Source organism: Pleurocapsa sp. PCC 7319 (genome assembly GCF_000332195.1).
GTDB lineage: Bacteria > Cyanobacteriota > Cyanobacteriia > Cyanobacteriales > Xenococcaceae > Waterburya.
In genome coordinates this window covers 1,711,903-1,736,246 of the sequence record NZ_KB235922.1, presented here as the reverse complement: position 1 = coordinate 1,736,246, position 24,344 = coordinate 1,711,903, and the positions used below count along the sequence as shown (strand labels likewise).

The following is a 24,344-nucleotide window of genomic DNA, read 5'->3' as shown; positions in this document are numbered from 1 at the left end:
ATTTTTTAAGGGTGTTTTTGTTGATTAAAACTGTTTTTGAGTATATTACGTTCGGATAAATAATTAATTGATTTGGATCAAGTGTCAGTAAACTTTTTAGCTAATCCCTGAGATTGTTTGGCAGATTCGAGATTATCGCAAATTTGCATTAAAAAGCGACGATAAAGCAAACGCTCTTCCACCGACAGATTTGCCAGAATAGTTTCTTCAAGCTCAAGCCAAAGATCGGTAACTGGTTTTTGAAAAGAATGTCCTTTATCAGTTAAGAAAATACGACATATTCTGCCGTCTTCAACATCTCGACGTTTTTCCAATAATTTCGTTTTCTCTAATCTACTCAGCATTTTGGTTAGGGTAGGTGGTTCTATACACAAGCGACAAGCCAATTCAGTTTGAGTTAAACCATCTTCTTGCCACAATTCCATCAGTAGTCTTTCTTGTCCAATGTGCAAGCCCATCTCAGCTAAAGCATTGCTGACAAGGCTGCGGTGCGCCCTAGCAACTCGCACCATTAAAAAGGTAGTAGTTAGAAGCGGATTGTGATTGGACATCAAACCTAGTTACTTAGCCGACTAAATAAATACTAGCACTATTAACCAAATTTTAGATTAGTAGAGAAAGCCGAATCGGAAGAACGGTAACTACTATAGCCGTACACAGTTATATTAGGAAAAGTTTATTTGATTACCTTAAAAAGCTTTAAGCTCTAAGCCTTAAGCTATAAGCTCTAAAGTTTACTTAGGTAAACGGCTAACAGCTTATAGCTATCGGGTTTAATGCCCCCAGCAAACGAAGTTTGGTGGTCTACAATTAGGAGAGGTTAAAGCCTCTTATAATTGGCTTACAGCTTACAGCTTACAGCTTATAGCTGCGGCTCTGCCGCTTTACTCGTAAGTAATGAGTTTGGTAGTGACATCCTCCCAACACTGAATTATTTTATCGCTTTCGCTCTAAAATTATTACAGTGTGGGCTTCCATTATCGCTAATGGATCTTGCTCCCCTACTATCCAAAGATAGGTTGCGCCACTTATCTACAACCAAGTTGCCCGACAGTACGACTTGAGAGCCAATTTCTTGCTTTTCGGGAGTCCCCCGATACGTTTCTCTACCTCGGTTACAGATTTCCTGACCAGAGGCAATATCCCTGTTGACAACATAATTACATTCATGACACTCACTTAGTCGAACCCTTAGATCCTTTCTGACTTCAGAGCGACAATTAGGGCAAACCTGGCTAGTGCCACGATGATCAACCCGACCGACAAAGACATCTCGTTTCTGGGCTACATATTCTAATATGTCTCGCAATTTTCCCCAACCAGCGTCTATCGTATGCTTACCTAACATCCCTTTCGCCATAATACGAAAGTCACAATCTTCAACGTAGATTGTATCTGCCATATCACACAGTTTATGGGCAAGTTTGAACTGATAGTCAGATCGCCTGAATGCTATATAGTTATGTTGTTTAGCTACTTTTAGTTGAGCTTTTTCATAGTTTTTCCCTCGTTTCTTTTTTCTTGACAGACGCTTTTGTAGCACTTTCAGCCGACGATAGGCTGTCTTGAAAAACTTGGGTCGCTTCTCTATATATCCATCGCTTGTTGCCACGTAGGACAACAAGCCGACATCAACACCGATTGCGTGACCATGAGGTACGGGACTAGGAAGCTCAATATCTGATTCTATCGCTACCACTGCAAACCAACCTATTGCCTTTTTCAGTACTCTGACTTGCTTGATAACAAAACCTTCAGGGATTGGTCTATGTAGGTTGATTTGTACTTTTCCTAATTTAGGTAGTTGAATTTGCCAATCACTCACTGGGTTGGTTTTGAACTGAGGAAACAACATTGACTTCATTTGTCCATACTTCTTAAAGCGTGGGAAGCCATAACCTCTAGCTTGGAATGAATCCCAACTATCATGCAATCGTCTAATATTGGTTTGCAATACTTGTGACGGTACAGCTTGGAGTCGTGAAAATTTCTTCTTGGCTTTTGGTAAGTTGTTTTGCTGTTGGTGGTAGCTAGGGAACGGATAATCCGCAGCCATCATATATTCTGATTCTAAACTACACCTATCGAGAGAACATTTTCGACTGGCTATCCAATCTTTTAGTTCTCTGAGAGCATAGTTATAGCTGACACGGCAAGTTTCCAGCCACTCATCGAGTAGCTCAACTTGTTCATTATCAGGATAGATGCGATAGCGATAGTTGAGAATCATCTGACTATTCTACCACTATCTCTTAGCAATGGTAAACCTGTCCCACTGCGCCGCTCAGTTCGCTTTCATGAGGGGCTGTCGCCTGTGGTTTCCCAGGCGTTTATAAGCTCCGTCCCAACGCTAAGTGCTATATGCGAAGCGGTATCTCTTTAGGGACATCCTTGGCACTATAGCGTGGGACTTTCCGCTCACAGATGTTAAACTGCAACAGTAACTACAATTTCTGTTCCCTGTCCAACTGCGCTAGTAATAACCAAATTGCCGCCAAGGCGATCGCATCTTTCTTGAATTCCAATCAAACCAAAACTACTATTTAATAGTTGTTGAGCCTCAAAACCAATACCATTATCTTTAATTTGGAGATAAACTGAATCGGTTTTACAAATTAAACGAACTATAAGTTCGGTAGCTTGAGCATGACGTAGAGTATTAGTTACGGCTTCTTGGGCAATACGAAACAAATCGACCTCTATTTCAGAAGTCAATTGGGAGTCGCCTTCAATGATGACTTTTGCCTTAGTACCCGTACCAGAAGTCATACTATCAACAAGTTGATGCAAAGCGATCGTTAATTTACCTGACTCCAAAGCTTCTGGTCGAAGGGCGCGAACTGAACGGCGAGCTTCAGTAAGACCTTCTTTAGCTAGATTTTTGGCTTGTAATAGCCGCTCTTGAGCAGTTTCAGGTTGAGTAATTAAAATATTTTTGGCAGCTTCTAGCTGAAGGGAAATACCAGTAAAAGCTTGAGCTAATGTATCGTGAATTTCTCTTGCCATGCGATTGCGTTCATCGAGTATGGCTAGTTCTGCTAGTTCTTTATCCTGCTGAATCTGTTGGCGATAAATAGCACTACCAATACAACTGGCAGCAGTTTGAAATACGGCAATTTCGGGAGTAGTCAAATGTCTTAATTCGCGACAAAAATCAATACAAATTGCTCCCCAATAATGATTATTGACAAAAACTGGTATAGAATAAGTGGCTTTTACATCTAGTTTTAGTTGACTGCTACGAAATGGTTCTTTTAGTTCGTCTATTGTGCCACCAATCCATTCACCAGCTTTGAGTTTAACCAACCAATCTTCAATCCCTTTGGCAGAGATTTTGTTTAGTTCGGGATGAGATATTTGAGAGCTAGCATAAGGAGAATCCCATTCGTAGATTAAACGGACAAATCCGTTAGCATCTTCAAAATACTGCACTACTGTCACGCGATCGCAATCCAAACTTTCTCCTAAAACCTTTAGTGCAGCGTTAATTCCCTGATCGAGATCGGTGATTTCTAGTAGCTTATTGGCAGCATTTGCCGTTGCTTCTAACCATCTATCTCGTAGAGATAAGATCTGATTACTTGCTTCTAGCTGTGCTGCCTTTTCAATAGCTACTTGTTCTCTTTCTAATAAAATATTGCGTTCTGCTTCTTCTTTAGCGCGACGGATACGGTTCTGTTGAATTGCGCCTCCAATACAGGCAGCAGCAGTTTTCAGAATACTTAGTTCAGCTTCACTACGGAGTGTTTCTTGGCGGCAGTCATCAAAGCCTGCTAATCCCCAATATTTGCCTTCGATAAAAATAGGAACAGCATGAAGTACCTTGACCCCCACTTTTTCTTGTCCACTACGAAACGGTTCAGGAATTTCAGCCAATCTACAGCTAATACTTTCTCCCCTACTTTGAAGCTCGTACCACTTTTCTATTCCTTCATAACTTCCTTGAGTTACCTCTGGATAGGAAATTTGTGATAGTGTCTGAGGGGAATTCCATTCGTAAAGTAATCTCCAATGGGGAATCGATGGTTGTGATGGATTATGCCAATTTTCAATAACTGTAACCCGATCTGTATCTAAGCTTTCGCCAATAATCTGCAAGGCTTTATTGACTGATTCATCAAAATTTCCTCCTGTCAACAATACATTAGAAGCTTTAGCAGTGGCTGCTAAAAGGCGATCGCGTTTTTCTAGTACCTGATTGTGTTCTGCTAGCTGAATAGCTCTCTCTTGGACAACTTTTTCTCGCTCTTGTAAAATATTGCGTTCTGCTTGTTCCTTGGCGAGACGAGTACGTTCCTGTTCAATTGCTCCTCCAAGACAAGCAGCGGCAGTTTTCAAAATACTGATTTCCGCTTCACTACGGCGTGTTTCTTCGCGACAGTCATCAAAGGCTGCAATCCCCCAGAACCTTCCATTCACCATAATAGGAACTGTATAGGTTGACTTTACATTAATTTTCTTTTGTTTGGAACGAAACGGTTCATTCATTTCATTAATGACACCAGAATGAGTTTGACCCTGTGAAACCACAGAATAAATTTCTTCAGCTTCTTCCCAAGGTATTTGACTGAGTTCATTATGGGTCAATTGTGGAGGAGTGTGTGATGTATGCCATTCGTAGAGTAATTTGAGATGACCAAGAGTTTGATTAGATAAATTCTCAAAATGTTCGGCAACCGCAGCGCGGTCTGTATCGGCAGCTTTACCAATAATCTTTAATGCTTTATTTACTGCTTTATCAAGATTATCTCCTGTCAACAATACATTAGAAGCTTCGGCTGTAGCTGCTAAAATGCGATCGCGTTTTTCTAGTATTAGATTGTGTTCTGTTAATTGTTTCGCATTTTGTTGTTCTAATAATGCTTGACGTTTGGCTTGATCTTGCTGTTTGCGAACGCGGTTTTTCTCGATTGCACCACCAATACAGACAGCAGTAGTTTTCAAGATCGATATTTCTGTCTCGCTACGTTGTTTGGCTTCTCGACAGTCATCAAAAGCCACGATGCCCCAGTATTGGTCATCAATGGCGATCGGAATAGCGTAGGTAGATTTAACGCCAATTTCCATTTGCCCGCTGCGTACTGGTTCGGGAAACTCATCAACTATTCCGCCCATCGCTTTTCCTTGACTTAATTGTTCGTACCAGTCTTCTATTCCTTCATAGCTAACCTGCTGAAGATTAGGATGATGTAGTTGAGATATCGCGTGGGGTGAATGCCACTCAAATAGCACTTTTAGATGACCTAAAGCTTCAGCATCAGACTGGTTGCAGTGTTCCATAACTACAACTCGATCTGTATCAATGCCTTCTCCAATAATTTGTAATGCCAGCGAGATCCCTTGTTCTAAGTCTTGGTTATTTAATAAAGCCTGTGCCGCATTAGTTGTAATAGCAAGAATACGATCTCGTTTTTCTAATTCTATTGCCCTCTCTTTTTCTAACAGGGCTACACATTTGATTCTTTCCTGTTCTCGACAAATGCGATCGCGTTCAATAGCACTGCCAATACAAGTAGCAGCAGTTTTCAGCACAGCTATTTCAGTATTGGCTAAAAATCTTGCTGTTCTACAAAAATCCAAGCCAATTACGCCCCAATATTGACCTTTAATCATAATTGGGATGCCATAGGTAGCTTTGACTCCAAGCTCTAATTGTCCACTACGAAAAGGTTCAGCCATAGTATCGAGCAAACCGCCCCAATGTTTACCCTCAATAAATAGCTGATAGCAATCTTCAATTCCATCGTAAGGAATACGCTGTAATTTAGGATGATTAAGCTGAGAATTGGCATAGGGAGAGAGCCATTCGTATTGAGCAATTACATGACCTAATACTTGTTCCTTGGGACTATCATGATGTTGCAGTAAATTTAAACGATCTGCTTCGGTACTTATTCCTAGTATTTCTAAGGCTCGATTAACACCTCGATCTAAATCTTCGTCACTGAGTAATGCACTAGCTAAATTCGTAGTCGCTTCTAATAAAGAAATACATTGCTCCGAATCAGAAATAACTCCTCTTTGGTTGTCTGTGCGATCGCTATTTAAAGAGCTATTTCTATTCTCTAGTGGCATTTGAATCTTTCAAGCAATTGTTGCTAGCGAGTTATGCCTCATATCTACCATTCAAATAGTATTTCAGCAATCTGACTGAAGATATAAAATTAGTTTTAGCTCCCCTCGATAATCTGTGACTTTCCACAAATATGTCAACTTTTTTAGTCTTATGAATCAAGTTTTAGCTTTTATTGTTTCCCTATCGATTTTTTTAGTTTTTTCCGCACCAATGAATTCAGAATCAGCTATTCAAGCGATGGTTGAAAGGCAAGCTACCGCTTGGGAAACCCAGGATATATCTAGTCTAGTGAGAGATTTTGCCCCCGATGCTATTTTTGTGGCTGGAGGTTTTACTTTTAACGGTGTAGATGCCATCAGAAAAGCAGCAGAAGATTATTTTCAACAATTTACTGACACCAAAGTCAAGATTAAACGCATAATTGTTGAAGACCATCAAGGTGCAGTGGAGTGGGATTGGAGCGATCGCCATAAAAAAACTGGTCAGCAATCTCAAGCAGAAGATGCAATAATTTTTGAATTGCAAAACGATGGCAAGATTATCTACTGGCGAGAATATATCGAAAAGAAGAAGAAGGCTAAAAGTTAATCTGGTAATTTTTAATCAGAATAATTAGCAATTAACTTTTTAAGATCTTCAAATATGCCGAAGACGCAAAGCAAGATGGCTATTTCTGTAGCCATTATAAGTCCGTGGGCAATTACAGTGTTGTTTACGCTGTTTTTTATTTCAGGTTTCACAGCACTGCTTTATCAAGTCGCTTGGCAGCGAATGTTGGGTCTATGTTCTAGTTCTATACATTTCATGAACAGCAAGAATAACAGCGAAACCACACCTCACGGTATGCCGAAAAGAAGCTCCTCAGCTTCAAACGCCTACCGATAGTGGGACTGGGAACTGCCATCTCAACCTTGTCAAGTAGCCCAACTTTTCGCTCAATAGAGCTACACCCTTTTTAATTTCAGCTTTAAAAAATATTTTAGCGAGAATATTTCTTGAGCAAACGAACAATTGTTCCTTATTTTTTCCAAATGCAGCTAAAGAAAATAATTAATCCTGAATTTAAGCCATCGCAGACATCTAACTAATATTAAGCGGTGGCTATTTTTTAAACGATGTAGATAATATTGCAGATATCTTACATCCACTCGGCTACAACCTCGAAATTATGAATTTTATACTCATCGAACTTCACCCTCACAGATTCTTCAAGTTCTTTATCCAAAATTAAATTGAAAATAAATAAGTTTAGGAATAAAACGATAACCAGTAATCAGAAGCACCAAGCAAAAAGAAACCAGAAAGCAGCAACCTATTATCCACTAACTAAAACTACTAACTACTAATTATGCTTTCTAACCGTGTCGTAGCTATTCAGAATCTCAATCATGCTTTTGGCAAAGGTGAACTGCGTAAATTCGTACTATTTGATGTAGATTTGGATATCTTTGCTGGCGAGATTGTCATTATGACTGGTCCATCCGGTAGCGGCAAAACTACTCTCTTGACTCTCATCGGTGGTTTGCGCTCTGTACAGTCAGGCAGCGTGAAAATCTTAGGACAAGAGCTGTATGGTGCGAGCAAAAATGAATTAGTCAGAGTTCGCAACCAGATCGGTTTTATCTTTCAATCTCATAACTTACTCTCTTGTTTGACAGTAGAACAAAATGTACGCATGTCTTTAAGATTGCATCAAGGTATTTCTTTTGAAGAACGTAATACCATGACTTCAGATATCTTAGAAGCAGTTGGGTTAGGAAATCGAGTCAATTTCTATCCCAACAGCCTTTCTGGGGGACAGCAACAACGAGTTGCGATCGCCCGTGCTTTAGTCAGTCAACCACAATTGGTATTAGCCGACGAACCTACCGCCGCACTAGACAGTAAATCTGGTCGTAATATTGTTGAGATTATGCAACAATTAGCTAAAGAACAGGGGTGCACGATTCTTTTGGTCACTCATGATAACCGCATTCTCGATATAGCCGATCGCATTGTACATATGGAAGATGGTCGATTGGCAAGGGATACGGCTTTAGTTAGTAGTTAAAATTGTTTATTCCTTAAATCAAATTCTTCGAGATAATAAGATTTATCGACTAAGTTATTTTCTATGGATAGCTGAAGAGATGATTAATAAGTCGAGAGTATTCTCGATTTTTGTGTCAGTAGCAGAAAAAGATACACGAATCTAAGACTGTTGGTCAATGAGAATTGCTTTGAAGTTAAGTAAGATTAGGAATATAGAATGAATAATTAATAATTAACTTTTTGCTGTGACTGGAAATACAGGACTGTTTAACCGTCGTTTCGCTTCTAATTTTATCCCCCTACCTCCAGGGCAAGTGCCAGCAGTAGGCTCTATCGCACCAGACTTTAGTTTGCCTATTATCGGGAATGACGCTCGGGTACAGCTTTCAGACTATCTAGGAAAACAACCGGTAATACTAGCATTTACTCGTATCTTCACCGAAAAACTATTTTGTCCTTATTGCTATCCTCACATCCAAGACTTGAAGGAACGCTATCAAGAACTCAAGGACAAAGGGGCTGAATTACTTATGATTACTAGTACCGACCCCGTCCAAAGTCAGCAGATTGTCGACCAGCTTAGCTTGCCTTATCCTTTTCTATACGATCCAGATTGCAAGATCTTTCGCCTCTATGGAGTGGGACAGGCTCTCGGTGCACCTCTACCAGCTCAATTTGTGATTAATCGAGAAGGTTGCATCACTTTCCGACACCTATTTTCATTTATTGACGGCAATGCCGAATCAGACACTATTCTGACCGAGTTAGATAAGCTGGTGGAATAGTAGGATTATTAACTGAGACAGAAGAGAAAATACCGAATAAGGAGGAAAAGTTGAGCGATTCTGCCTATATTTTGCAGGTCAAAACTGCCATTGAAACTCTCAAGAACGAACTACCAAGTCTATTTGAAACCGATCTTTCCTATGATATTTATACCAAAGATATCTATTTTCGAGATCCGGTCAACACCTTCAAAGGCAAGTTCAACTACCGTATTATCTTCTGGACATTAAGATTTCACGGTCAGCTCTTTTTTACTTCACTTTATTTTGACTTGCACGATGTTAAGCAAACAGCAGACGATACGATTCTCGCTAATTGGACTGTGCGTGGTACTTTGCGAGTCCCCTGGAAAGCTTGTATCTTTTTTAACGGCTATTCTACTTACAAGCTGACTCCAGAAGGATTAATCTATGAACATATTGATACCTGGGATCGACAACCAAAGGAAATTCTCCAGCAGTTTTTTCGCCGAGGTGATAAATGAAATATCATATCTAAGGGTCGATTTGGATTTGAATTTCATCTTTCCAAGTAAGTTGCAATTTTTTTTGGGCATTGCCACCGTTTACAGCAATTTCCACCCAGCCATGACTTCCAACTAGGCTGATATTATCGCTAATGGCAACATCGCTGTATGTCTTACCTGGATTAATCGTAATCGCATTGGTGAGTACTCTCCAAGATCTACCTTGAACCAAATTACCAGAAATATTGGTAATCAAGTTGCCAAAATGATCGATATATTGAATATAACCCTTAATATGATGACGATTGATTTCTATAGTTGGTATATCAAGTTTAACTAAACTAGAGACTTCTATTGGTTGACCTATTTCTTCTAGAGGTACGCCGCTAGCCAAATGTGCGCCAACGGTTGCAAAAATATCTCTGCCATGAAAAGTATTACTAGGATCTGATACTCGCCAATACTTAGGATTAGTTAATTCCACCGCTACAATTGCTAAATTAAATTCCAAGATACCACTACACAAACCATTATCAGGACAAACCAGATATCCATTAGGTAACTTTACTGCCACACCTCTTCTGTTGGAACCAACTCCTGGATCGACGACAGCTACATGAACCGTCTGTGGAGGAAAATAAGGGTAGGCATTTAATAAGGCAAATCTTGCTGCCATTATATTCTGCGGTGGAATTTGATGGGTGAGATCGATAACTTTTAATTCTGGATTAATTGTGGCGATCGCCCCTTTCATTACTCCTACATAAACATCGCGATCGCCAAAATCTGTTAGCAGAGTAATAATTCTACCTACAGTCATAATAATTCTCTGTCAGTGGTTAATTATCTGCACCATAACTTGCCGCGAAATACTAGCTCAAGTCAACCACTGTCAAAGTTTGTGAAGATTTGATGACAAACAGTTCTAATGATGGCAAAAATGTTATCTTATATATCCATAAACGCATACACTATTTTCACAAATAAAAAGTCCATGATGAACAATAAACGTCAAGAAACCCTGAAAAATGCTAACCTTAGTCACCGCGAAAGTATGCGTAAAAGTTTAAACAATCGCATAGAAGCCGCTAGAGCTAAAGGAGACGATAAACTGGTTAAGCAACTCGAAGCAGAAGCTAAATATTTACATCTCTAAGTAACAAGTTGATTAATAAAAATTAAGAATTATTCAATAATTAGAGATGATTTTATTCTAAAAAGGGTTTGGCAAAGCCAAACCCTTGGTTTTTTATATTCACATTAGACGTTTAAGATAAACTAAGATTTTTTATCTATGTGCTAATAGCTGTGATTTGACAAATTTTTCCTTCTTTAAATAAAAACTCCGAGCGTCCATCCAGACGAATTGTCTCACCTGACTTCATTCCATTAGGCAAGTCGGTCGCTAAAATTCCTTCGTAAGAGATCTCCACAGAGGCTTGGTCGTCAGAGATATCAAAGCTGTTAATAGTCTGCTTTCGTAACTTGAAAAAAGTTCTAGATTCCTCAGCCATAGCACGAAATTTACTCTTGCCAGTCACATCGGAATCAACTTCACCATCAGAAATGTTTTTAAATTCTATATCATCGTGCAACAGGGACATCATGCCATCGATATCCAATGCATTGTATGCAGAGATATATTGCTCAATTACTTCTCGTTTCTCTTGCTCTTTCATAATTCTTTCTGTTAACAGCTGTTATTTGTCTGACCAACAACGGTCACAGTAGGCAACGGGTCGTGGGGTGTGGTGGGGCGGGTGGATCAACGACGCAGCCAAGCTTTGGAGGAAGCCCCTGGTGAATCACACTGCGCCGTTGTCAAGGGTAATAAATTGTGACTATTGAGCAGAATTAATTTTATCTACCGCCAACAACAACGTTTTTAATCCGAATATGAGGGCCGCCAACACTCACCGGTAGAGGCATTTGACCACCTTTACCACAGCCACCATTGGTATAAAGAGTGTCATCGCTAATAGCATCTATATCTTGAAGAGTTTGAAAGACATTCCCTGAAAGAGTGACGTCACTAACAGGTTCAGCAATCTTACCATCTCGAATCATATAGCCTTCTGCTGCGGCAAAGGTAAACATTTCTCCATTGGTTTGCCCTCCCAGCATTCTGACGGCATATACTCCTTCGTCGATTCCCTCAAACATTTTTTCTAAAGGAGTATCGCCAGGTTCAATAGCTGTATTAGTCATACGCACAATCGGGGGATAGTTAGCGCGAATTGCTCTAGCATTTCCTGTAGGTGATTCCTGCATTTTTCCCGCTGTCTCAAGAGAATGAAGACGTTCAGTTAAAACACCATTTTTAATCAGATATTTGCGTTGTCCTGGTATTCCTTCATCATCATATTTCATGGAGCCAGGAAGATTTTCCATCGTCGCATCATCAACGACATTTAGTTGCTCAATCCCCATCGGCTTACCGAGGGTCAGCAGTTCCTGCATTTTGGGATTTTCATAAACGAAATCAGCTTCGGAGAGATGTCCGAAAGCTTCGTGAATAAACACTCCCGCGAGGTAAGGATCGAGGACTACTGTGTATTGTCCACCTTTAACTGATTTGGCCTCTAATTGTCTGACTGCTCGTTCTGCTGCTCCGCGAACCCGGTCTTCAATACCGACTAGAACATCAAAATCATTGCGAGAATGAACCGACTCGTAACCCTGACGGACAATACCATCTTCTCCCTTAGCGATCGCCGCAAAACGTCCATTGACATCCAGTCTTTCTTGAACAATACAACTGCCCGTAGAGTTAACAAAGGTCTTAGTTGTAAAGCGATCGCTGATACTCGCCATTGTCGTCTGAATGCGTGGATCGAAATCCAACAATATTTGATTATAAGCTTCTAATAATTTCCGTTTATCTTGTAGAGAAACACTACGAGGATCTCGTTTGATTTTTTCTGGAACAAAATCCTCAATGGGTTCAGCCGTTGCTAATTGAGTTTCTTCTTTTCCTACCAGTTTCGCCTGTGAAATAGCCTCTTTAATTCTTGACTCTAGTTCTTTTAAACCATTAAAGGTAACAAAACTCCAGCCACCTTGATGACAGGCTCTGATTCCTCCACCTAGAGAAAAACTACGATCTACCCCGTCTAGTTGTTTGCCGCGAAAAGAAAGCCCGGTAGACTCGCTTTGTTCAACTCTAATTTCCAAATAATCGACATCATTTTTATAAGATGCGATCGCACTCTTTAACTGTTCTGTAGACGCTGTACTCATATTTTATAGCTCTAGTTTTTGATTAAGATATTCGCGTATGGTTTAGCTCTAGGATTTTAGATCCCCGTTTTATCAATCTTTATTTATATTCTAAAGACATAGTTACAGGATAGACTAAGTGATCGAGCTGCACTGACTCTTGGATTTCAAGTTTTCAAACGCACTCAGAGTGACATACCTTGATCACTTCGATACGACAAATAATAAGTGTGAGCTTCTTCCTCCTATTACATCAATTACGAAATTCCCTATTAAGAGCATCAGATTCAAGAGTTTTATACTGACAAGATGTCCAGCACCAGTTGTTTATCAATAATTCAAAATATTTTTTATTCATTCAGATTCCCGATTTTGCACTTAAGGGAGTTACCTGAAGCTATGGATACAATCAGATATTAATCTTTACTTGGTACAAGTTCCGTTAAGGATTTAAGCCTACTTCTGGAATACGAGTATTGTATAACTGCTAAAAGTCTTGCTATATGAAGCTTTGAACAAGAAAATGTTTCTAAATTGTATTTTATTACAGCGATCGCCGAAGATTTAGCTCTTCAACAAGTTACTTTAACCGGATTGCATATAGATTCGATTTGAGTTATGCAGTACCTATTTATCAGAATGGTACAAGGAATTCTGATAAAGTTTTGGCTCTTGATGGGTTTCTAGAGTGCAATCAGAGCGAGGGTAGCCAACACAGGTAACAGTATAACCCTGGGCTAACTCCTTTGGACTAAAAAACTTTTGTTCGCTTTGATCTACTTTCCCGTCAATTATTTTGGCTACACAAACAGAACATTCGCCTTGCAAACATCCCGCAGGAAGCTTGATTCCTGCTTCATCTGCTACATCCCAAATATATTCATCTTCTGGTACAGAGATCGTCTGGTCTAAATCGCGATCGGTATTAATTAAACGCACTTGATAAGTAGTCATGGAATTATTATGTAGCAATTCTGATTAGGTTTCAGTTAATCGGGGAATTAATTGAGCTAAATTACAAGGACGATTGCGGGAATCAAGTTGATCTTTGATAATGCTCCATCCTGTTTGGCATGCACCAGAAGAACCAGGTAAGCAAAAGAGATATGTTCCATTAGCAACTCCAGCAAGCGTTCGAGACTGAATCGTCGAGGTTTTGATTTCCTGATAAGAAATCATGCGAAATATCTCGCCAAATCCAACAATTTCTTTATCTAACAAAGGTTTAATTGCTTCTGGAGTGCCATCTCGTCCTGTAACTCCCGTCCCACCAGTAGTTAAGATTACTTGAACAGATTCATCAGCAATCCAGCGAGAAATAACTGCACGAATTTTGTAAATGTTATCGGGGACAATTACCTTTTCTACTAGATCATGTCCTGCTGCATTTAAGTTATCAACTAATATTTTGCCCGATTTATCATCAGCCTCCCCTCGCGTATCAGAAACAGTCATTACGGCGATTTTTAAAGAAAGCAAAGAGTCATTGCGCTCCATAATTTATTTAGGTTTCAAGTTAAATCCCAATATTGATTGTTTAACAAAAGCTAATGGCTAAAAGGTAATAATGATCTAAGTCATATTTCTTTTTATCTGCTCTAATTCGTCATCTAATTCCCATTTTTGAAATTCCGCTTCTAGGGGATCGACGCTGCGACGATATTGAGGGGAATCAGCACCACGTTTCCAACCTTCAGTGTCACTGGAGTAAGTATTGGTAGTTTGAGCAGTTTGTGCTTGAGCTGATTGAGTTTTTACTTCTTGGCGTTTTTGTTGAACTTGTTGCAGAAGTTTTTCCGCTTGTTCAATTCGCTGTTTAACCCCTTCCATTTGTCCCCAAACTTGATTACCCTGTCTTAGTAACTCGGCTTCTCTTTCTTTTGCAGCAGTGGCTAAGTCTTGTCTATTAGCTGCTTGAGCTTTGCTAATTCTACTGTGCCAAGTTTGAATATTATTAGCTATTTCTAATATCCGATCTTGAAGGCTTTTTTCTTCAAATTGCAATTTTGCAATCAGTTTTCTAGTATCTTGTTCTTGCTCTCGTAACTGCTCTTCAATTGCCTGTAACTCTAGATGTGGATTGTTGCGTAAAAATTCGTCGAGTCTCTCTTCTAAAAAATTGTTTATATCATCAAATAAACCCATCTTGCTTTCTATTTAGGTATTAGATTGGCGCATATGTTTTATTTATCTTAGAACGTTTCTCCCACAACAATAGAACGAACTTGTCCTTGATAACTAATCTGAGCAGTTTGATTAGCTACTGACTCTAAGATCCAACCATTACCAGTTATTTTTTCTCCGACCCAAACACGTCTAGTTTGACCTTTGGCTTTAACCAAAGCAGCAGATTTATTTTCTCCTAATTCCAGAACCCCAATTAGAGTGTGCTTAATTGTTGGTTTCGGAGGTGAAGTTGGGCTTGGTTTAGTTACTTGAGATGGACTTGATGAATTTAGGGGGGTAGGTGTTGGAAGAGGAGGAGGAGCGGGAATTTTTAGGGCCTCAGAAGGTATATCTAGTTGAGGTTGTTTGATAGCTACCGGCTTAGGAATTTGGGGCGCATTACTATTGGGTATGGGAGTTGCAGGTAAATTATTATTGGCAACCGGAGGTAAGGTAGGGGTTGCGGGAGTAGGGGTGTATACAGGCACATAGACAACTTCGTTGCCTTGAGCAGCATTTTCTTTTTTTGCTTCTATTTGACGTTCTATAGTGGCAAGTGAACTCTCCATATAGTCAATAAATTGAGCATCTGACTTGGAGATAGTAATTCGTTGTCCTCCCATCAACCGGGTTAGTATTTGACTTCCGTGATGTCCAAACAACCACCACCATACGAAAAGAAAATAGCTACAGGAGAGAGCAAAGAGAATTTTACCTAGATAATTACGACTTGGTGGGGGGTTATTGTCTGTTTGCTGTTCCGAACCAGAGTATTTGATGTTCTCTGGAAAGCTCAAGCTATAGGAATTCGAGTCTGATTCATACCAACTAGGGTTGATAGTAGAAGCCATATCAGTTGTAATTACCAGACTGGAAGCTTCATTGGCTGTCTTGTCCGTTGTAGTTGCTGTTGAATTTGATTTGTTTAGAAGCGCTGTTGCTCGTTGATGTTGAGGACTATCATCTTGAGCAGCTTTTTTTGGTTCTAAAAATTTTTGCTTATCCTGATTCATACCACGAGATAGGTTTAAACTCTGGATAAAAGAAAACTTTTGAATTACCTGCTGATGACTAGCATCCCTGAGCATGAAGTATTTCGACAGCGACTAAATTAACTTGTCTAAGATACGCTGCTTATCTACCTTTTGCCATAGTGTTTACCCAGAGAAAAGCCCTTTATATGAGCAAACTTCTAGTATAAATACGTAGCTAATACACCAACAGTGAGGTGACTAATAGGGGCAGGAATCATTTCACCGCGAAAATCGAGTAACTGAACAATTACTAGATAAGCGATCGCAATCAAAATTGAAATTGCTCCTGTAAGAATAGCAATTAATTTACCCCGTTCCATGTTCCTAGCCTCTCTTAATAATCTTTAATCTTTAGTTATTGTTCCACAAAACAAAAATATCCCCAATCTCTAACGATAGTGATCGAGGATAAAACAAACTTATAGACTAATAAAATTTTAGTTTTCTTAAATTACTAACTGATGTTACGCAAATCAATGAGAAATCAATAGTTTGAACAAGGTACGAAAAAAAGATCTAGAAACCCTTTTCCCTTTTCCCCTTAACCTTTCCCCAGTCTTAACAAATACATTAGTGCGTAACATCAGTTACTAACTAGAACTTACCAACCCTTTTCCGATTGAGAAAGAACATAGGTAGCGACATCATCTATTTGGGCATCGGATAAACGTCCTTTAAATGCTGGCATTGCGTTTTTACCGTTATTTACTTGATAAGTAATAGCTTCAATAGAGTCCATTTCGTATTTCGCTAAAGCATCCTTTTTCAAGGTTTTTGCTCCGTTAATAACGTTGTTTCCACCAGCGTGGCAAGCAGCACAGTTAGCACTAAAAATCTTAGCTCCACTAGCTGCATCACCTGCGATCGCAGGAGTAGCAAAGGTAAACATCGCAGCAGTCAAAAATACCAACAGCGTTGATAATATTCTGGCAAACATGGTTTCTCCTCTCAAAATCATTTAAATTCAATCAAACTAACTGATTGTGCTCAGTTACACATATTCTTTGATTCCAGAAATCTTTGTCAAAAGACAGGCTGTCAAACTTTTACAAGTCGTCAAACTTCTGTAGTAATATAAGTAAAAGGAATAGAGCTATGAGAAAAATGCCAAATTCTTGCAAAAGTAACTAGGTATTCTCTCAAATCCAATTCTCTATTTTTCAGGAAAATTTAAAAATAATAATATCTGACACAGAGAGTTCAAAAGATGGCTAGAAAATTAAGCTTGTTATTGTCCGCACTAATACTAGTAGTATCCACCTTCTTCTTTAACGTTAACCCTGCTGCTGCAGCGGCTGTTGAAGTAAAAATGGGTAGCGACAACGGTATGCTAAAGTTTGTACCTGAAACAGTAACTATTAAAGCAGGGGAGACAGTTAAATGGGCTAATAACAAAATGTCTCCCCACAATGTAGTTTTTGAGAATGACGCAGATAAATCTCACAAAAACTTAGTATTCTCCCCAGGGGAAGGCTACGAAACTACTTTCAACGAATCGGGTGAATATAATTATTACTGCGAACCTCATCGTGGCGCAGGAATGGTAGGAAAAGTCATCGTTGAATAAGACTCGATCTTGCTCAATAATAAAAAAAATCAAAATTAATATTCAGGAGAGGTAGTTACTTAAGGTTTACCTCTCTTTTTCGTTAAGATTAACGATAGTATCTAATTTCTCTTAATAGCAACACAAAACACAAAATATGGTAGAGCTATCTCCCGAAGAACTAGCCAGAGCTAGAAAAAATAATCTTTCTCCTGAAAAATATGCTCGTCTTCGCGCAGAGGCTAAAGCTCCCTATAAAGGCCTAAGAAAATTTTTCTACCTTACTTTTGGTGCGTCTGGTTTGATTGGTGCATTTGTTTTTTTGGCTAAATTAGCCGCTGGTCAAGATATTTCAACCAACGCGCCTAATTTACTATTACAAGTTGGTTTAGTCGCTCTGATGGTGTTCTTATTTCGTTGGGAACAAAATCGAGATCAAGCAAAATAGTTAATGTCACTTCAAACTATAGTGATTATGCGATCGCTAGTATAATGGCGATCGCAGATTATACATCTTGATAAAAAGAATTAGTTCAAGATCGATCTTAAATTCGATATAGAAATTTATGGTTGACTGCAAACCATTTATAAAATGGGTAGGAGGCAAAAGAAAATTACTTACTGAGCTAGAAAAACGTGTTCCTTCAGATTTTTCAGCTTATTTTGAACCTTTTATGGGTGGAGCTGCTCTTTTTTGGCAACTTAAACCAAAACCAGCTATTCTAATCGATATCAATCAAGAATTAGTTAATGCCTATCGGTGCGTACAACAAGACGTAGAAGCTCTGATCGTCGATTTACAAAAACATCACTACGATCAAAAATATTACTATCAAATTAGAAATAGCGATCGCACTTCTGACTATGCTTCTTGGTCGAATATTCAGCGAGCCAGTCGCTTTATTTACCTCAACAAAACTTGCTTTAATGGCTTATATCGAGTCAACTCCAAAGGACAATACAATGTTCCTTTTGGCAGATACAAAAATCCGAAAATTGTAGATATAGAAAATCTCCGTGCCTGTAGTCTAGCTCTAAAAGATATAGAGATTCTCACCGATTCATTTCTCTCAATTGAATCAAAAATCACTAAGGGAGATTTCGTCTATTTCGATCCGCCCTATATACCTCTCAATACAACTTCTAGCTTTACTGGCTATAGCAGTCAAGGTTTTGATACCGAAACACAAATTGCCCTGCGGGATCTTTGTCTAAGACTGAATAAGAAGGGGGTACGGTTTATGTTATCCAATTCCGCTGCTCCTTTGGTGTTTGATCTGTATAGTGAATTCCAGATTGAACTTGTAGATATGCCTCGTTCAATTAACTCCAAGGGAGACAAAAGAGGCAAGATCAAAGAAGTACTGATTACTAATTACTAATTACTAATTACTAATTACTGATTACATTTCTTTTCTTTAAATAATGTTGTTTAAATTCAGAACAAAACCTACCAGCACATCCTCTCCATCAAGAGTTGCAGGATTCTCTATTATTTCTACTGGCTGATTAATTCTATATATTTCAACTACTTTTGTTTCGGGATTAATCAACCAACCCAAGCGCACCCCATTATCAATGTATTCATGCATCTTGTCCTGTAGCTTCTGATAGCGAGCTTTAGTGTTATCACTTGGACTAACCAATTCAATAACAAAATCGGGAGCTATGGGGGGAAATTGCCTTTTTTCCTCTAGGGTCAATTGATTCCACCTATCATTTAAAATCCAGCTAACATCGGGGCTTCTTCTGGCTCGACTGGGGAGTATGAATAAAGTAGAGGAATCAAAACATTTCCCTAAACCTGTTTGTTTGTTCCAGAGCCAAAGTTGTCCGTTTAACTCGCTATTCTTATCGCCTGTCTCTCCCCCAGTAGGACTCATAACAATTAACTCTCCTGTGGCAGTTAATTCCAGCTTGTTAACATCTTCAACTGCCGCAATCTGGTCAAATTGCTCCTCAGTAATTTTAAATCCAGTTGGTATGGTTACTTGCATTTTTCCTGTTGGGGGAAGCTTTCCCCATTGTACTGTTATAGCAACAGAAACTTAGCCGAAGCTTTTGTAACGGAACATACTGGTTCGTCTTTGATGCACGATAATTTTTCAAATCTCGAAAATTGTCTCTTCAGACGTGAGCTGTGTGAGTTTGATACTTCCTTCCCATAGTTGTTTTGCTTTATCTCGATCATAAGACTCTTGAGAAGAATCAATCATCTTAAATCCACTAAAATATTTACCCGTTACATTTTCTAATTCAGGATCGAGAACTAATCGCGCTAAAGCTTTCCCTGCATTTTCCATCGTGTTAACGTTAGGCACAAACTTACACAAAATTGGCAAAATATTATTCCACACAAACTTGGCAACAGGAGTGTAGTCTTGAGCTAGTCCTGAACCTGGCATTAATCCTGGGTTAAAAACATTAACAGTAATAGGATGAGATTCTCCTGTATTTTGTCTTGCTTGCTGAAGGCGACGAGATAATTCATAAGCGCAGAGAACATTACACAGTTTAGAAGTGGTGTAAGCGATACGTCCAATTTCGCCAATTTTTTTATTTTTTAGTTGGGAATCTTGTTCTGGATGAGCTATCAATGACGGCTCACGAAAATAAGGAGCAGGCATTCCTGTAGTTTTACTGGAGTCGTGGGTATCACTGCTAACTAAAATAATTCTAGCAGGGTCAACTAGCTGTTTTAAGAGTAGATTAACCAATAAAAAGTGTCCTAAATGATTCACCCCAAAGGTAGTATCAAAACCATCTTCAGTGTAGGTTTGTCTTTGGATAAACTGTACTCCTGCATTACAGGCGATCGCCCTTAAAGGAGGTAGATCGCGATTAGCGAATTCTTGGGCGAACTGGCGGATAGATGCTAACGACGCTAAATCGAGGAGCATTGTTTCTAGGCGATCGCTAGATGTTTGCTCTCTCAGTTTTTTTATAGCTTGATTTGCCTTGTCTTGGTTACGACAGGCAATAATCACATACCAATCTTCATTTTTGGCAATTTCCTGAGCGCAATAATAACCTAATCCGCTATTCCCACCTGTAATAATGACAGTTTTCATGGTGTCAATTTTTTGATTAAATCTAAGTAATCAGCTTATTTCCTTTTCGCAACCGCTTCAATTTCTACCAAAGTTTCTGGAGATGCAAGAGAAGCAACACCAATTCCTGTCAGAGCAGGACGTGATTCACCGAAAAAACTGGAGAGAATGGGAGCTAGTGTGTTTATGTATTCTCCCAACTCACCACGAATATAGATTCTCACCTGAAGTAAATTATCAACTGATGAATTAGCTGCATCTAGTGCTATTTGTAAATTTTGAAGGGCTTTTTCTGTCTGACCTTCTACAGAATTTTCTGATGTTTGATATTCTTGATTCCAGTCTACTTGCCCAGAAATAAAAACCAATTTTGAATCTAAATCGCATACAGCTTGAGACATCCCAAATGGAGAACCGTCGAATAATTCTGGAGGATTGATCGGTTTCTTGTTCATATATGTAATTAATTTTGTCCAACTACTTGACTACTTAACAATAATCGAAATTTTTCCTACTGCACGTTGACTTTCACTATATTTATGAGCTTGAGCTAGCTCTGGCAAAGAATAGGTACGATCAATTACTGGATGAAGTTTACCAGTCTCTATTAACTCTTTTATATATAACAAGTCTTGACCATTTGCCTGAAATAGAATGAATTTGGCTTTCTGTTTGGAAAAAATTGCCGTCGATAAAATAGCCACAAGATTGCTAAATGTAGGTAAAGTCGAGACATATATTCCATTCGGCTTTAGTATTGTTCTACATTGCCAAAAAGAAGATTTTGCTACTGCGTCAAATACAATGTCGTATTGAATAGTATCCTGGGTAAAATCAGTTTGTCTGTAGTCAAGGGTGCGATCACACCCCAATGATTTAACCAGTTCCCAATTTTTTTGACTACAAACACCAGTCACTTCTACATCAAAAGCTTTGGCGATCTGAACTGCAAAAATACCAACACCGCCAGAAGCACCATTAATGAGAACCTTAGACCCCGATTTAATTTTGCCTAAATTGCGTAAAGCTTGCAGTGCAGTGAGAGCAGCAAGAGGAACTACTCCAGCTTCAGAGTGAGTTAGATTGGTTGGTTTAAGTGCAGCCAATTTTTCTGAAACTGCCACAAATTCTGCATAAGCTCCTGAAGACGAGGAAAGGCTGGCATAGATTTCATCTCCTGGCTGAAAGCGGGTGACTTGAGTACCAACTTGCACAACTTCTCCAGATATATCAGCTCCCAAAATTTTGGGAAACTTATTATTCATCAGCCATTTCACCATTCCTCGACGAACTTTCCAGTCCAAAGGATTAACGCTAGTCCCTTGAACTTTAACCAGTAATTCTGATGGTTTAATTTGGGGCTGCTCTACTTCTTCGTATTGCAAGACATTAGCAGAGCCATAGCGATCAATTACTATTGCTTTCATTGTTATTCTGCAATGGGGCTAATTGAAGGGGAGACTAATTTTTGTCGCTTTTTAATTTCTGAAAGAACAACCCGGTCGAATAAGCGATCGCTTAATAACCATTTCAAAAATAAGAAAAATTTGGACTCAAAAGGAGCAGCATAGCGCGATCGAGGATTTTTAGTTTTAACTGCTTTTGTGATTGCTTCTGCTATAACTTCAGGCTCGGCACCAGTTTGATTACTGGAGTTTAATACTTTAATCCAAGCCTCAGTCCAACTTTGATAAGCGTCAATTGATGATGCTTTATTGACACGCTCAGCAGCAATATCGTTAAACTCAGTCTTAATTGCTCCAGGTTCTATGACAACTACTTTGATACCAAACTGTTGAACTTCTAACCGCAAAGCATCTGAAAGAGCTTCGAGGACGTGTTTACTGGCACTATACCAACCACTCATAGGCACGCTTACTTTACCGATCATAGAGGAAACATTAATAATTTTGCCCCCTCGTTGTTGACGCATGATTGGCAGAATTAATTGGGTTAGATGCATTAAGCCAAACACATTAACTTCAAACTGATATCTTGCCTCTTCTAGAGAAACAGCTTCTAGCGCACCATGAGAACCATAACCAGCATTATTGATCAATACATCTAGTCTTTCAGTTTGGGTGGATATAGTTTCGACGAGCGATCGCACTGATTCCTCTTTGGTGATGTCGAGAGGTAAAACAGTGATCCTATCTGATTGCAAATCTGTCATTTTTTCTAAACGTCTGGCAGCAGCAAAAACATGGTAGCCTGCCACAGCAAGTCTTTTCGCTGTCGCTTTACCAATACCACTTGATGCTCCCGTAACTAGAACGCAACCACGATCGCTAGGCTGAGAAGTATTAATCATAATTACCTAAATATTGTTTTTCCAGTAAAATTTCTGACATTTTTCTTATTTTTGTCAAAATGTCATATTGACATCTTACTAAATTATGTCAGAATGTCAAGATATGAAAGAAAATACGACCAACGAAAACCCAAAAGATAGTAAAGCAGATCGTATCTTAGAAGCAGCAAAAAGTTGCTTTCTCAACTACGGATTTAAAAAAACCTCGATGTCAGACATTGCAAAACAGGCAAAAATGTCTAGACCTGCTTTATATTTACACTTCGACAATAAGGAAACCATCTTTTGTGCTTTAGTTGAACAACTGCAGCAACAAACTTTGTCACAAGCAGAAATAGTATTGCAACCAGAAGGGAAAATAGGCGATCGCCTTAAACAAGCTTTTGAATGTCATAGTGTGGAACTGTTTTCCTTAGTTGCCAACTCGACTCATGGTAACGAATTAATTGATATCAATGGCAAAGTAGCAGCAGAAATTAACCGTGCCTCTGTGGACAAGTTTATTCAGTTGCTAGCTCAGGCTCTAGAAGAGTCAGAAGTTAATCAAGAAATACGGCTAAAAAATCTTGACCTTACTTCCCTACAAGCTGCAGAATTGTTAGTTAATTCCTCTCATGGTTTAAAACAAGCAGCAACTTCGGTTGAAGATTATCGAGTCAAGCTCAAGCAAATAATTAGAGTATTTGAAAAAGCGATAGCGATTTAGATAGGTATCGATTATATTTCTGAAAAAGTATTTTTTTCACCATATGTCTATCCAAGTTTACGGAATCCCAAACTGCGGTACTTGCAAGAAAGCGACCAAATGGCTGCAAGATAATAACATCGACTATGAGTTCATCAATACTAAAGATAATCCTCCCAGCAAAGCAATGATTCTCGATTGGGTAAAGATTCTAGGTAATAAACCGATGCGAAATACTTCGGGTAAATCTTATCGTGCTTTAAGAGAAGATAAGAAAACTTGGAATGATCGACAATGGATCGAAGCTTTCTCAGAAGATGCGATGTTGCTCAAAAGACCATTATTTGTTAAAGATAATCGAGCAATATTAGTTGGCTTTAGAGCCTCGGAAGCAGAAATAAAAGAGAAGCTGGGGGTTTAAGATTTCTCCCAAAGTTAGTAACTTTGTAAATTATTCAGAGTCTAGATTGCTCAAAATCAATTTGTCTTTACATAAACTTCAAAAAATTATCTTAATGTTTACATTTTTGTAGTTAATTGATTACTAGTAAATATATTTAACTACCATTTCATAGTAAATAGGTACTAAAATATAAGCCTCATTAAAGTTACTGAAATGACAAATAAAAAAAAATCGCTATTTTGGGCGGTGGAGTTACTGGCATAACCTTGGCACGGGAATTATCTAAAAGTCCCTTTCTAGAAATCGATTTAATTGAAAAATCATCTGCATTAGGAGGTTTTCATCGCAACTTTATAATTGATGATTTGCAGTATGATATCGGCACATTCACATTTCATGAACGTCACAATACCAAATCAAATAGGCAAAAAATGATTTCTAGGTATGGGCAATGAGCTCTGATAACTAAAAACTAAAAACAACTAGTTATCTCATAAAAGCTATGGGATAGCTCTATAATCAACCTCCACAAGAATTGGTTTTTCCTTAGCTTCTAACCGAAAGCCCAAAG

Annotated in this window: 28 protein-coding genes; 11 read left to right on the top strand and 17 right to left on the bottom strand. The window is 38.8% G+C overall.

Annotation, left to right across the window (positions count from 1 at the left end; translation table 11 throughout):
- Window positions 1-77 precede the first annotated feature (77 nt).
- The 3 genes from PLEUR7319_RS0111760 to PLEUR7319_RS38060 form a co-directional block, all read right to left on the bottom strand.
- Window positions 78-551: a MarR family winged helix-turn-helix transcriptional regulator gene (locus tag PLEUR7319_RS0111760; RefSeq protein ID WP_019505424.1), complete on the bottom strand. Its 474-nt coding sequence runs from the start codon at window positions 549-551 to the stop codon at window positions 78-80.
- A gap of 380 nt (window positions 552-931) precedes the next feature.
- Entirely contained in the window at window positions 932-2,230 is a 1,299-nt protein-coding gene (locus PLEUR7319_RS0111755; RefSeq protein WP_026102318.1) for an RNA-guided endonuclease TnpB family protein, read from the bottom strand.
- 197 nt (window positions 2,231-2,427) lie between these two features.
- A complete protein-coding gene (locus tag PLEUR7319_RS38060) occupies window positions 2,428-6,075 on the bottom strand; it encodes a GAF domain-containing sensor histidine kinase (RefSeq protein WP_019505423.1) in 3,648 nt (1,215 codons plus the stop codon).
- A gap of 151 nt (window positions 6,076-6,226) precedes the next feature.
- Between PLEUR7319_RS38060 and PLEUR7319_RS0111745 the strand changes: the two genes are divergently transcribed.
- From PLEUR7319_RS0111745 to PLEUR7319_RS0111730, 4 genes are all read left to right on the top strand, one after another.
- A complete protein-coding gene (locus PLEUR7319_RS0111745) occupies window positions 6,227-6,664 on the top strand; it encodes a nuclear transport factor 2 family protein (protein ID WP_019505422.1) in 438 nt (145 codons plus the stop codon).
- Window positions 6,665-7,424: 760 nt separating this feature from the next.
- Complete coding sequence (locus PLEUR7319_RS0111740) at window positions 7,425-8,126, top strand: DevA family ABC transporter ATP-binding protein (RefSeq protein WP_019505421.1); 702 nt, start codon at window positions 7,425-7,427, stop codon at window positions 8,124-8,126.
- A 226-nt stretch (window positions 8,127-8,352) separates the two neighbouring features.
- Window positions 8,353-8,892 carry a peroxiredoxin family protein gene (locus tag PLEUR7319_RS0111735; protein ID WP_019505420.1) on the top strand — a complete coding sequence of 180 codons (540 nt, stop codon included), beginning with the start codon at window positions 8,353-8,355 and terminating at the stop codon, window positions 8,890-8,892.
- 50 nt (window positions 8,893-8,942) lie between these two features.
- Window positions 8,943-9,377, top strand: coding sequence for a DUF2358 domain-containing protein (locus PLEUR7319_RS0111730; RefSeq protein ID WP_019505419.1), 435 nt, complete (start codon window positions 8,943-8,945; stop codon window positions 9,375-9,377).
- Between the two features lie 10 nt (window positions 9,378-9,387).
- On the opposite strand, the gene PLEUR7319_RS0111725 is transcribed toward PLEUR7319_RS0111730, so the two are convergent.
- Complete coding sequence (locus PLEUR7319_RS0111725; protein WP_019505418.1) at window positions 9,388-10,179, bottom strand: S-adenosyl-l-methionine hydroxide adenosyltransferase family protein; 792 nt, start codon at window positions 10,177-10,179, stop codon at window positions 9,388-9,390.
- 174 nt (window positions 10,180-10,353) lie between these two features.
- Between PLEUR7319_RS0111725 and PLEUR7319_RS41240 the strand changes: the two genes are divergently transcribed.
- The gene (locus PLEUR7319_RS41240; protein WP_158441829.1) at window positions 10,354-10,515 is read left to right on the top strand and encodes a hypothetical protein; all 162 of its coding nucleotides are present in this window, start codon (window positions 10,354-10,356) and stop codon (window positions 10,513-10,515) included.
- 136 nt (window positions 10,516-10,651) lie between these two features.
- Here PLEUR7319_RS41240 and PLEUR7319_RS0111715 read toward each other — a convergent pair whose 3' ends face one another.
- The 8 genes from PLEUR7319_RS0111715 to petJ form a co-directional block, all read right to left on the bottom strand.
- Window positions 10,652-11,038, bottom strand: a complete 387-nt coding sequence (locus PLEUR7319_RS0111715; protein WP_019505416.1) for a nuclear transport factor 2 family protein — start codon at window positions 11,036-11,038, stop codon at window positions 10,652-10,654.
- Window positions 11,039-11,219: 181 nt separating this feature from the next.
- Complete coding sequence (locus PLEUR7319_RS0111710; RefSeq protein WP_019505415.1) at window positions 11,220-12,599, bottom strand: TldD/PmbA family protein; 1,380 nt, start codon at window positions 12,597-12,599, stop codon at window positions 11,220-11,222.
- Between the two features lie 606 nt (window positions 12,600-13,205).
- Entirely contained in the window at window positions 13,206-13,532 is a 327-nt protein-coding gene (locus PLEUR7319_RS0111705; protein ID WP_019505414.1) for a 2Fe-2S iron-sulfur cluster-binding protein, read from the bottom strand.
- Window positions 13,533-13,556: 24 nt separating this feature from the next.
- Window positions 13,557-14,075 (bottom strand): molybdenum cofactor biosynthesis protein B, encoded by a 519-nt coding sequence (gene moaB / locus PLEUR7319_RS0111700; protein ID WP_019505413.1) that lies wholly within the window; start codon window positions 14,073-14,075, stop codon window positions 13,557-13,559.
- Between the two features lie 75 nt (window positions 14,076-14,150).
- Window positions 14,151-14,723 (bottom strand): TIGR04376 family protein, encoded by a 573-nt coding sequence (locus tag PLEUR7319_RS0111695; RefSeq protein WP_019505412.1) that lies wholly within the window; start codon window positions 14,721-14,723, stop codon window positions 14,151-14,153.
- A 47-nt stretch (window positions 14,724-14,770) separates the two neighbouring features.
- On the bottom strand, window positions 14,771-15,832 hold the full coding sequence (locus PLEUR7319_RS0111690) for a hypothetical protein (protein ID WP_019505411.1): 1,062 nt from the start codon (window positions 15,830-15,832) through the stop codon (window positions 14,771-14,773).
- 104 nt (window positions 15,833-15,936) lie between these two features.
- A complete protein-coding gene (locus tag PLEUR7319_RS41615; protein WP_019505410.1) occupies window positions 15,937-16,098 on the bottom strand; it encodes a hypothetical protein in 162 nt (53 codons plus the stop codon).
- Between the two features lie 281 nt (window positions 16,099-16,379).
- Window positions 16,380-16,715 (bottom strand): cytochrome c6 PetJ, encoded by a 336-nt coding sequence (gene petJ / locus PLEUR7319_RS0111680; RefSeq protein WP_036799801.1) that lies wholly within the window; start codon window positions 16,713-16,715, stop codon window positions 16,380-16,382.
- 270 nt (window positions 16,716-16,985) lie between these two features.
- Between petJ and petE the strand changes: the two genes are divergently transcribed.
- The 3 genes from petE (at window position 16,986) to PLEUR7319_RS0111665 (ending at window position 18,706) form a co-directional block, all read left to right on the top strand.
- Window positions 16,986-17,345 carry a plastocyanin gene (gene petE, locus PLEUR7319_RS0111675; RefSeq protein WP_019505408.1) on the top strand — a complete coding sequence of 120 codons (360 nt, stop codon included), beginning with the start codon at window positions 16,986-16,988 and terminating at the stop codon, window positions 17,343-17,345.
- A 136-nt stretch (window positions 17,346-17,481) separates the two neighbouring features.
- A complete protein-coding gene (locus PLEUR7319_RS0111670) occupies window positions 17,482-17,772 on the top strand; it encodes a DUF3493 domain-containing protein (protein WP_019505407.1) in 291 nt (96 codons plus the stop codon).
- A 118-nt stretch (window positions 17,773-17,890) separates the two neighbouring features.
- Window positions 17,891-18,706 (top strand): DNA adenine methylase, encoded by an 816-nt coding sequence (locus PLEUR7319_RS0111665; protein WP_019505406.1) that lies wholly within the window; start codon window positions 17,891-17,893, stop codon window positions 18,704-18,706.
- A gap of 36 nt (window positions 18,707-18,742) precedes the next feature.
- Here PLEUR7319_RS0111665 and PLEUR7319_RS0111660 read toward each other — a convergent pair whose 3' ends face one another.
- The 5 genes from PLEUR7319_RS0111660 to PLEUR7319_RS0111640 form a co-directional block, all read right to left on the bottom strand.
- On the bottom strand, window positions 18,743-19,321 hold the full coding sequence (locus PLEUR7319_RS0111660) for a Uma2 family endonuclease (RefSeq protein WP_019505405.1): 579 nt from the start codon (window positions 19,319-19,321) through the stop codon (window positions 18,743-18,745).
- A gap of 108 nt (window positions 19,322-19,429) precedes the next feature.
- Window positions 19,430-20,395, bottom strand: coding sequence for an SDR family NAD(P)-dependent oxidoreductase (locus tag PLEUR7319_RS0111655; protein ID WP_019505404.1), 966 nt, complete (start codon window positions 20,393-20,395; stop codon window positions 19,430-19,432).
- Between the two features lie 35 nt (window positions 20,396-20,430).
- Window positions 20,431-20,829 carry a RidA family protein gene (locus PLEUR7319_RS0111650; protein ID WP_019505403.1) on the bottom strand — a complete coding sequence of 133 codons (399 nt, stop codon included), beginning with the start codon at window positions 20,827-20,829 and terminating at the stop codon, window positions 20,431-20,433.
- Between the two features lie 30 nt (window positions 20,830-20,859).
- A complete protein-coding gene (locus tag PLEUR7319_RS0111645; RefSeq protein WP_019505402.1) occupies window positions 20,860-21,801 on the bottom strand; it encodes an NAD(P)-dependent alcohol dehydrogenase in 942 nt (313 codons plus the stop codon).
- Between the two features lie 2 nt (window positions 21,802-21,803).
- The gene (locus PLEUR7319_RS0111640) at window positions 21,804-22,685 is read right to left on the bottom strand and encodes an oxidoreductase (RefSeq protein WP_019505401.1); all 882 of its coding nucleotides are present in this window, start codon (window positions 22,683-22,685) and stop codon (window positions 21,804-21,806) included.
- Between the two features lie 85 nt (window positions 22,686-22,770).
- Here PLEUR7319_RS0111640 and PLEUR7319_RS38055 point away from each other — a divergent pair, with 85 nt between their 5' ends.
- The 3 genes from PLEUR7319_RS38055 (at window position 22,771) to PLEUR7319_RS43485 (ending at window position 24,228) form a co-directional block, all read left to right on the top strand.
- A complete protein-coding gene (locus PLEUR7319_RS38055; RefSeq protein WP_019505400.1) occupies window positions 22,771-23,391 on the top strand; it encodes a TetR/AcrR family transcriptional regulator in 621 nt (206 codons plus the stop codon).
- Between the two features lie 43 nt (window positions 23,392-23,434).
- Entirely contained in the window at window positions 23,435-23,791 is a 357-nt protein-coding gene (locus PLEUR7319_RS0111630; RefSeq protein ID WP_019505399.1) for a Spx/MgsR family RNA polymerase-binding regulatory protein, read from the top strand.
- Window positions 23,792-24,012: 221 nt separating this feature from the next.
- Complete coding sequence (locus PLEUR7319_RS43485; RefSeq protein WP_026102458.1) at window positions 24,013-24,228, top strand: FAD/NAD(P)-binding protein; 216 nt, start codon at window positions 24,013-24,015, stop codon at window positions 24,226-24,228.
- The last annotated feature ends 116 nt before the right edge of the window (window positions 24,229-24,344 follow it).